The sequence below is a fragment of the uncultured Ruthenibacterium sp. genome (assembly GCF_963558415.1).
Taxonomy (GTDB): domain Bacteria; phylum Bacillota; class Clostridia; order Oscillospirales; family Ruminococcaceae; genus Ruthenibacterium.
In genome coordinates this window covers 1-7,426 of sequence record NZ_CAUWGY010000102.1, presented here as the reverse complement: position 1 = coordinate 7,426, position 7,426 = coordinate 1, and the positions used below count along the sequence as shown (strand labels likewise).

Genomic DNA, 7,426 nt, shown 5'->3' with positions numbered 1-7,426 from the left:
GATTCCCAATGATGACCTTTGCGTTGGCCGGCAATCAAAATTGTGGCAAAACTACACTTTTTAATCAACTTACGGGTTCTAACCAGCATGTGGGAAATTTCCCCGGTGTAACCGTAGATAAGAAAGAAGGCATTATTCGGGATCATCATACCGGTGAGCACCACCACGGTCCGAGAAGTTGGGGACATCCACGCCACAAACGGCAGGATATTCCCCAGCGCGAACAGGCCGTTGTAGTGGATCTGCCCGGTATTTACTCACTCAGCCCTTACACGGCTGAGGAAATTGTGACACGTGATTTTCTCATTCAGGAAAAACCTGACGGCATTATTAATATTGTAGATGCCACCAACATTGAGCGAAATTTATATCTGTCCATGCAATTAATGGAACTGGGCATTCCCATGGTAATTGCTCTAAACATGATGGATGAAATGCGTGCCAACGGAAGCACGGTAGATATCTTGAAACTGGAGCAGGAACTGGGTGTTCCGGTCGTTCCCATTTCTGCGGCGAAAAATGAGGGCATCGACGAGTTGATCGAACACGCTCTTCGTGCTGCCGAGCACAAGGATTTGCCCAAACGACAGGACTTCTGTACTGGTGCCGTACATCGCTGCATTCACTCGTTGGCTCACGTTGTAGAAGATCATGCTGCTGCAATCAAGGTTCCTCCTCGCTTTGCTGCCACTAAATTGGTGGAAGGCGACAAACCTATGATTCAGCAACTGAAGCTGACGGAAAACGAGCTGGAGTTGGCCGAGCACTCAATTCAAGAGATGGAAGCGGAGCTTGGAACGGACCGGGAAGCCGCTTTGGCGGATATGCGCTATACCTTTATTGAGAAGCTGTGCGCGGACACAGTGTTCAAAAACGGTGAAAGCCGGGAGCATCTGCGCAGCGTGCGCATTGATCAGATCCTCACCGGAAAATATCTGGCCATTCCCATGTTCCTTTTGATTATGCTTCTGGTGTTCTGGCTGACCTTCGGTGTTATTGGCAGCTTTTTGAGCGATTTGCTGTCGGTGGGCATCGACTGGGTCACCGCGCTTGTGGACGGCGGGCTGACGGCCTATGGCATCAACCCGGTGGTTCATTCGCTGATCATTGACGGCGTATTCGCCGGTGTTGGCAGTGTGCTCAGTTTCTTGCCCATCATCGTCACGCTGTTTTTCTTTCTGTCCATGCTGGAGGACTCGGGTTATATGGCCCGTGTGGCCTTTGTGATGGACAAGCTGCTGCGCAAAATCGGTTTGTCCGGCCGCAGCTTTGTACCTATGCTGATTGGGTTCGGCTGCAGCGTGCCGGCTATTATGGCCACCCGCACTTTGGCCAGCGACCGGGACCGCAAAATGACCATTCTGCTGACGCCGTTCATGAGTTGCTCCGCAAAGCTTCCCATTTATGCGGTGTTCACCGCCGCATTCTTCCCTCGCTATGGAGCACTGGTGATGATGCTTCTCTATGTGATGGGCATGGTCATTGGTATTTTGTGTGCACTCGTGATGAAAAGCACCCTTTACAAGGGCAATCCTGTTCCATTTGTCATGGAGCTTCCCAACTACCGTTTGCCCAGCCTCAAGAGCGTGGGACTGCTGATGTGGGATAAGGCCAAGGATTTTCTGACCCGCGCCTTCACCGTCATTTTTGCAGCCACCATTGTCATCTGGTTCTTGCAGACCTTTGACACCCGCCTAAATGTGGTTGCGGATTCCTCCGCCAGTATGCTGGCAGGGCTGGGACGAATCATCGCCCCCATCTTTGCGCCGCTGGGCTTTACCGATTGGCGCGCTTCTACTGCTCTGATCACCGGATTTTCGGCCAAAGAGGCAGTCGTCAGCACCATGGCCGTGCTGACCGGAACCAGTGTTGCAGAATTGGGTACAGCCTTGGCATCTATTTTTACTCCGCTGAGCGCGTTCAGTTTCCTGACGTTTTCACTGCTGTACACGCCTTGCGTGGCGGCTATCGCCGCGGTGCGCCGGGAAATGAACTCTGGACTGGCAGCGCTGTGGGTAGCTTTTGCCCAGTGCGCCGTTGCCTGGGTCTTTGCCACACTGGTGTTCCAGGTAGGCAGTTTGTTTGTGTGAGGTGCCGCTATGGGATTTGCGGATTGGCTGATTCTGGCATTTGTAGCTGTTCTATTCGTACTGGCCGTGCGCCGAATCGTTCGTGACCGCCGCAACGGAAAATGCTGCGGCAACTGCGCAGGATGCTCTCATGTGTGCAACCAAAAAAAGTTATAAAAGGACCCCGGCGCTTTCAAAAAGGCGCCGGGGTTTTTGGTTGTTGGAGTTTTCGGGATTGTCATACGCAGTAGGCTTGGTATAATAGAAATGCCGGCACTGCGCCAAAATGGTTCCGGTTTTCAAGAACGAAGGAGGACTCTTATGAAACATCCGCTCATGAGGCTTGTATGCACAGGTTTGCTATCGGCCTTTTTACTGACAGCATGCGGCCAGACAGGCCAGCCCGTCGCATCCGGTTCTTCACAGAGCAGCACCTCGTCCGCCGGGCAGACTGTGCAGATGGAGCGCACGCCTGTTCTGGACATGCAATATGCTGATCTTTTGAGCCGCTTCGACATCGTCGGCTCTTTCCACAATGGCGTTGCCTTTGCAGCGCGTTGTCTTCCCATGACGGAACAGGATTTTGTGAAAGAAAGCATCTCGCCGGACATCGAATGCGGCTATATCACTTTGGACGGAGAGTATACCCCTTTGTATACGGTACCCGATGAGACGGAGCTATTGGGACCCAGCGGAGTAGGAAACAACCTGCACGGAGACTATGATGTCATCTTTCAAACGACACAGGAATTCAGTTTGATTCTCATGAGCCATTCGGCGCTCATCGGTGCTGATACCGGATTTTGGTCCGACAGCGCACCGTTTCCGTCTGAACAAAAACAGATAGACGATGCCTTTTTGGTAGGTGAAAACGGCTGGGTTCCCTATTTTGAAGACGGAAAATGGGGCTACTGCGACCTGGAAGGCAATGTGAAGCTGGAGCCTTCCTATGACTTTGTTCTGCCCTTCAGTGCAGGCAAGGCACTTGTGTGCCATTACGACAATGAATTGTACTCCTGGCTGGTCATCGATGAATCCGGTGCGCAGCTTGCCGCCTTTGAGCCCACCGAAGGCTTTGCCTTGCGCAAAATGGGCAGCGAGTTTGTTTTTATGCAGCGTTGGGGAACCGGCCAGATGTATCGTCTGGACGGCACCCCACTATCGGAATACCACAATTTTGATATTACCTATCTCGATCAGGACGGTTACGCCCTGCAAGACGGCACTGTATACGACGCCAGCGGCGCGCTGTATCAGTCCGAGGATCTAGTACCGGTCGGCGTACAGGATGGCTGCGCGGTATACCGTGAAGGAACCCGCTACGGCATCCGTGGTAGCGACGGCGCCGTGCGCTGCGAGGCACGCTTTACCGAAATCTGCCGTCTGGCGCCGGAAGGATTTTACGCCCGGGAAAATTCCAATCAGGTGAACCTGTACGATTACGACGGCAATTTGCTTGAACAAGCGCCCGCCTGCATCCGAGTGGTTCAGTGCACCGACGGATTTCTGCTGTACGACGGCAAAGGCCAGCTTGTAAAGACGTTCCGTGCGCCCAGCATTGAGCTGCCCAACTACCAGATGAACGGCGACACATTTTTCACAGAAGACGGCTTTTTGTATTTGCATCTCAGCGAGACCGAATTTGTCACATTGCACATCACCTTTGAGGACCAGCCTGTGCAGGAAGTTCCCGAAACTAGCGTAACATTCCCCGACGGTGCGACTTTGACCGTGCAGACCGGAGAACCTTTTGAAGCAAAGTCGCTTTCCATGGTGGATGACACGGCTTATCTATATGATTCCGACGCACTGGTGTTTGTGAACTGGGATTTTGATTCCAGAAAAGCAGTGGACAAATGCGCCATTGTGGAAGGGCGGACTTGTTCGGAAGGACTGGAATGGTACGAGACCCCGTCACACCAAATCCTTGTCTGTGACGAATCCTTCCAAACGGTATTCACCGTACCGCAGGAGGGATTGAATCTGGTGCAGGCCGGAGCCGGAAACGTTGAAATCGATCTGCGGTATGCTGGCGAGGGTCTTTGGGTCATTGCCCTGCGCGGTGAAAACAATGCTCAAATCTGCTATGTTTTTGACCGGGAAGGCAGCATTGTGCTGGAGGACACACAGGCAGCAAGCGCCGGCGCGAACGAAGGATACTTCTTCCTGACAGGTCAGTGGGATCGCTTTTATACGCTGGAAGGTGAGCCGGTTGAGATTCAGCCTCAGGGAGAAGAAACCGTAGAAGTATATTCCCTCTCCATGTTTGACGGCGGACTTGCAAACACCATCTACGGCTATGTGGATTCCCAAGGAACGGTAGTGCTGTCCGCTGACCAGATCCTGCAAAACATTCGCGCCTATTTGCAAATGTCAGACGAAAGTTATTTCGACTTGGTTGCCCTATGCCCCTTTGAGGACGAGCAAGCAACTGTGTATGCAGTGCTTCCCAACCTGGAGCCCACTTCGGATTACGACGGATCCATCTACCACGCCCTGCGCATTGATCGAACCGGCAAGGTAACGGGTTCTTCCAATTTCAGCCAATACAAGTACGATTTGGGACTTTTCCCGCGCTTTGATGAGGTAAAAGAAGAAATCTTTGATACACCGCCCCAAGATCGATTCTATCTCTGTGAGGATTCCGTTTCGAAATTGTTCACGTCCAACGGCACCGAGGTAGCGACGCCGGAAGGAATGGAATTCCAGGACGGGCTGGTTCAATGGGATCCGCGCTTTGCCTTTGTGGAGACAAGCATATCCAATCAGGGGCGTCAATATCTGCTGGTAGATGCAGCGGGTAAGGTATACACCGAATTGGCACAAGGTTGGGACGATGTCTACGCCTCCCCCAATGGCATGGCCTACGGAGTAAAAATCATCCGAAATGAGGACCAGAGCGTAGATTGCTATCAACTGACACCGCTCACCATCACGGTTTCCTAAAATTAAAAGGGACTGCTCTCGGCAGTCCCTTTTTCTTATGGGTGGAGCACCCGATGCGCTATGGCCTCGGCCGCTTCCAAATCTTTTCGCTTTACATAGACGTAATGAATACCTGCACTGTCCAGCGCGCCGATGGTTCCAAACCGACTTCGCCCGCCGCCCAGCACATTGCGGTAAAGGCTTTCGCACACAATACCCGCCTCTTCCAATGCGGCACAGAGTGCGGCCGCTTTTTCTCCGCTGGGTCCCATATACAGTTCTTCCTTTTCCCAAAACCACATGGCCGCTTCCTCACACCCGGCCTACAATTTCGTCGATACGGCGCAGTTCTTCTGAGGTGAAATCCGTATGGCCCAACACCGCAATGTTCTCCTTGATCTGCTGAGGCCGGGACGCACCGATGAGAACGCTGGTCACATCTCCATCCTTCAGTACCCAGGCCAAAGCCATCTGTGCCAAAGACTGTCCACGCTGTGCTGCCAGTTCATTCAGTTGCCGAAGCTGCTCTTTCTTTTCTGCGGTAAGCACAGACTCTTTCAGCGACACGGACCGTCCTTTTGCCATTCGACTCTGGGCGGGCACGCCCTCCAAATATTTGTCCGTTAAAAGGCCTTGTGCCAGAGGACTGAATGCCACAATCCCCACCCCGGCTTCACGGGCTACGTTCTTCAGACCATTGTCCTCGATGCGCCGGTCCAGAATGGAGTAGCGGCTCTGGTTCACCACAAATGGGCAGTGCAGCTCTTTCAATATTTCCGCTGCCCGCAGCGTGGACTCGCCATCATAATTAGAAATTCCTGCATACAACGCCTTTCCCTGCTGTACCGCCGTGGCCAAAGCGCCCATGGTTTCTTCCAGCGGCGTTTCCGGGTCCGGACGATGTGAATAAAAGATGTCAAAGTACTCTAGTCCCGTCCGGCGCAAGCTTTGATCCAAACTAGCCAAAAGCGACTTTCGACTTCCCCAATTTCCATAGGGGCCAGGCCACATGGGGTGCCCCGCCTTGCTCGCAATAATTAATTCATCCCGGTAAGGACGAAAATCTTTGGCAAACAAGCGTCCAAAATTTTCCTCTGCGCTCCCAGGTACGGGACCATAATTGTTCGCCAAATCAAAGTAAGTAATTCCGTAATCAAAAGCGGTGCGCAGCATCTCCTGCATGTTGTCAAACGAATCTGCTGAGCCAAAATTATGCCACATTCCCAGTGCAATAGCCGGCAACAATAGACCGGAAGAACCACTGTGATTGTATTCCATGGATTCGTAACGGTTTTTATCTGCACAATAACCGGATTCCGGCATAGACAACACTTCCCTTCTTTGATTCATTCTAACCGATGCGTTTATACTTGACAAGGATTTTTTATGCACTGTACTTCTACCGCGTACAAACGCTAACTTTTCTTACTATTTTTCTACAAATAGCCGCAATATCGCATCAAATCTGTATCTTTTTCATTGACAAAATTCTGTCAGGCGATATAATAGATACAATACTTTATTAAAATAAAGTATTAATTCTGAGAACAAAGGAGTCTTTATCATGGCACGAGTATACAACTTCAGCGCAGGCCCTTCCATGCTGCCGCTCAGCGTATTGCAAAAAGCGCAGTCAGAACTGCTGGAATACGGATCATCCGGACAGTCAGTCATGGAGATGAGTCATCGCAGTAGTGTATACGAGGCCATCATCACCGAGACAGAAGCTGCTCTCCGGCGCGTATTGAATATTCCGGATCATTATAAAGTTGGATTCATTCAAGGCGGTGCATCCACCCAGTTTGCCATGGTTCCCATGAATCTGATGACCACCGGCGAAGCCGATTATCTTGTAACGGGCCAATTCTCCGGGAAAGCTGCCAAAGAAGCCGAAAAGTTTGGCACTGTTCACATTGTTGCTTCTTCCAAAGACAAAAACTTTACTTATATTCCGGATGTGGATACGCTCCAATACAACCCAAACGCTAGTTATATTCATATCTGTGAAAATAACACAATTTATGGTACACGTTTTACAAAGCTTCCCAAAGTAGACGGAATTCCCCTGGTGGCAGATATGTCAAGTTGCATTCTCAGCCGTCCTACCGATGTGGCTCAGTATGGGCTCATCTATTTCGGCGTACAGAAAAACGTCGCTCCCGCCGGAATGGCTGTAGCAATCTTGCGTGAAGATTTGATGGAAAATGCACGTACCGATATTGCGCGTCCGGCTATGTTGGACTACAAAACTTTAATTGACGCGCAAAGTATGTATAATACTCCCAACTGCTGGTCGATTTATATGATGGGATTGGTACTTCATTGGATCGAAAATGAGGTTGGCGGTCTGGCAGAAATGGAAAAACGCAACAACGTCAAAGCCCAATTGCTTTATGACTATCTGGACCAGTCCGAATTTTTCCAAAATCCTG

Annotated in this window: 6 protein-coding genes; 4 read left to right on the top strand and 2 right to left on the bottom strand. The window is 51.1% G+C overall.

Annotation, left to right across the window (positions count from 1 at the left end; all coding sequences use genetic code 11):
• Nucleotides 1-11 precede the first annotated feature (11 nt).
• From feoB to AB5H98_RS12100, 3 genes are all read left to right on the top strand, one after another.
• Nucleotides 12-2,090 carry a ferrous iron transport protein B gene (gene feoB, locus AB5H98_RS12110; RefSeq protein WP_367926153.1) on the top strand — a complete coding sequence of 693 codons (2,079 nt, stop codon included), beginning with the start codon at nt 12-14 and terminating at the stop codon, nt 2,088-2,090.
• Nucleotides 2,091-2,099: 9 nt separating this feature from the next.
• Nucleotides 2,100-2,246, top strand: coding sequence for a FeoB-associated Cys-rich membrane protein (locus AB5H98_RS12105; protein ID WP_367926152.1), 147 nt, complete (start codon nt 2,100-2,102; stop codon nt 2,244-2,246).
• A 144-nt stretch (nt 2,247-2,390) separates the two neighbouring features.
• A complete protein-coding gene (locus tag AB5H98_RS12100; protein WP_367926151.1) occupies nt 2,391-5,015 on the top strand; it encodes a WG repeat-containing protein in 2,625 nt (874 codons plus the stop codon).
• Nucleotides 5,016-5,050: 35 nt separating this feature from the next.
• Here AB5H98_RS12100 and AB5H98_RS12095 read toward each other — a convergent pair whose 3' ends face one another.
• Together AB5H98_RS12095 and AB5H98_RS12090 are read right to left on the bottom strand one after the other, a co-directional pair.
• Entirely contained in the window at nt 5,051-5,296 is a 246-nt protein-coding gene (locus AB5H98_RS12095; protein WP_367926150.1) for a hypothetical protein, read from the bottom strand.
• 10 nt (nt 5,297-5,306) lie between these two features.
• A complete protein-coding gene (locus AB5H98_RS12090) occupies nt 5,307-6,317 on the bottom strand; it encodes an aldo/keto reductase (RefSeq protein ID WP_367926149.1) in 1,011 nt (336 codons plus the stop codon).
• A 241-nt stretch (nt 6,318-6,558) separates the two neighbouring features.
• Here AB5H98_RS12090 and serC point away from each other — a divergent pair.
• Nucleotides 6,559-7,426, top strand: an 868-nt coding sequence (gene serC / locus AB5H98_RS12085; RefSeq protein WP_367926148.1) for a 3-phosphoserine/phosphohydroxythreonine transaminase, incomplete at its 3' end; no start/stop codon positions are given.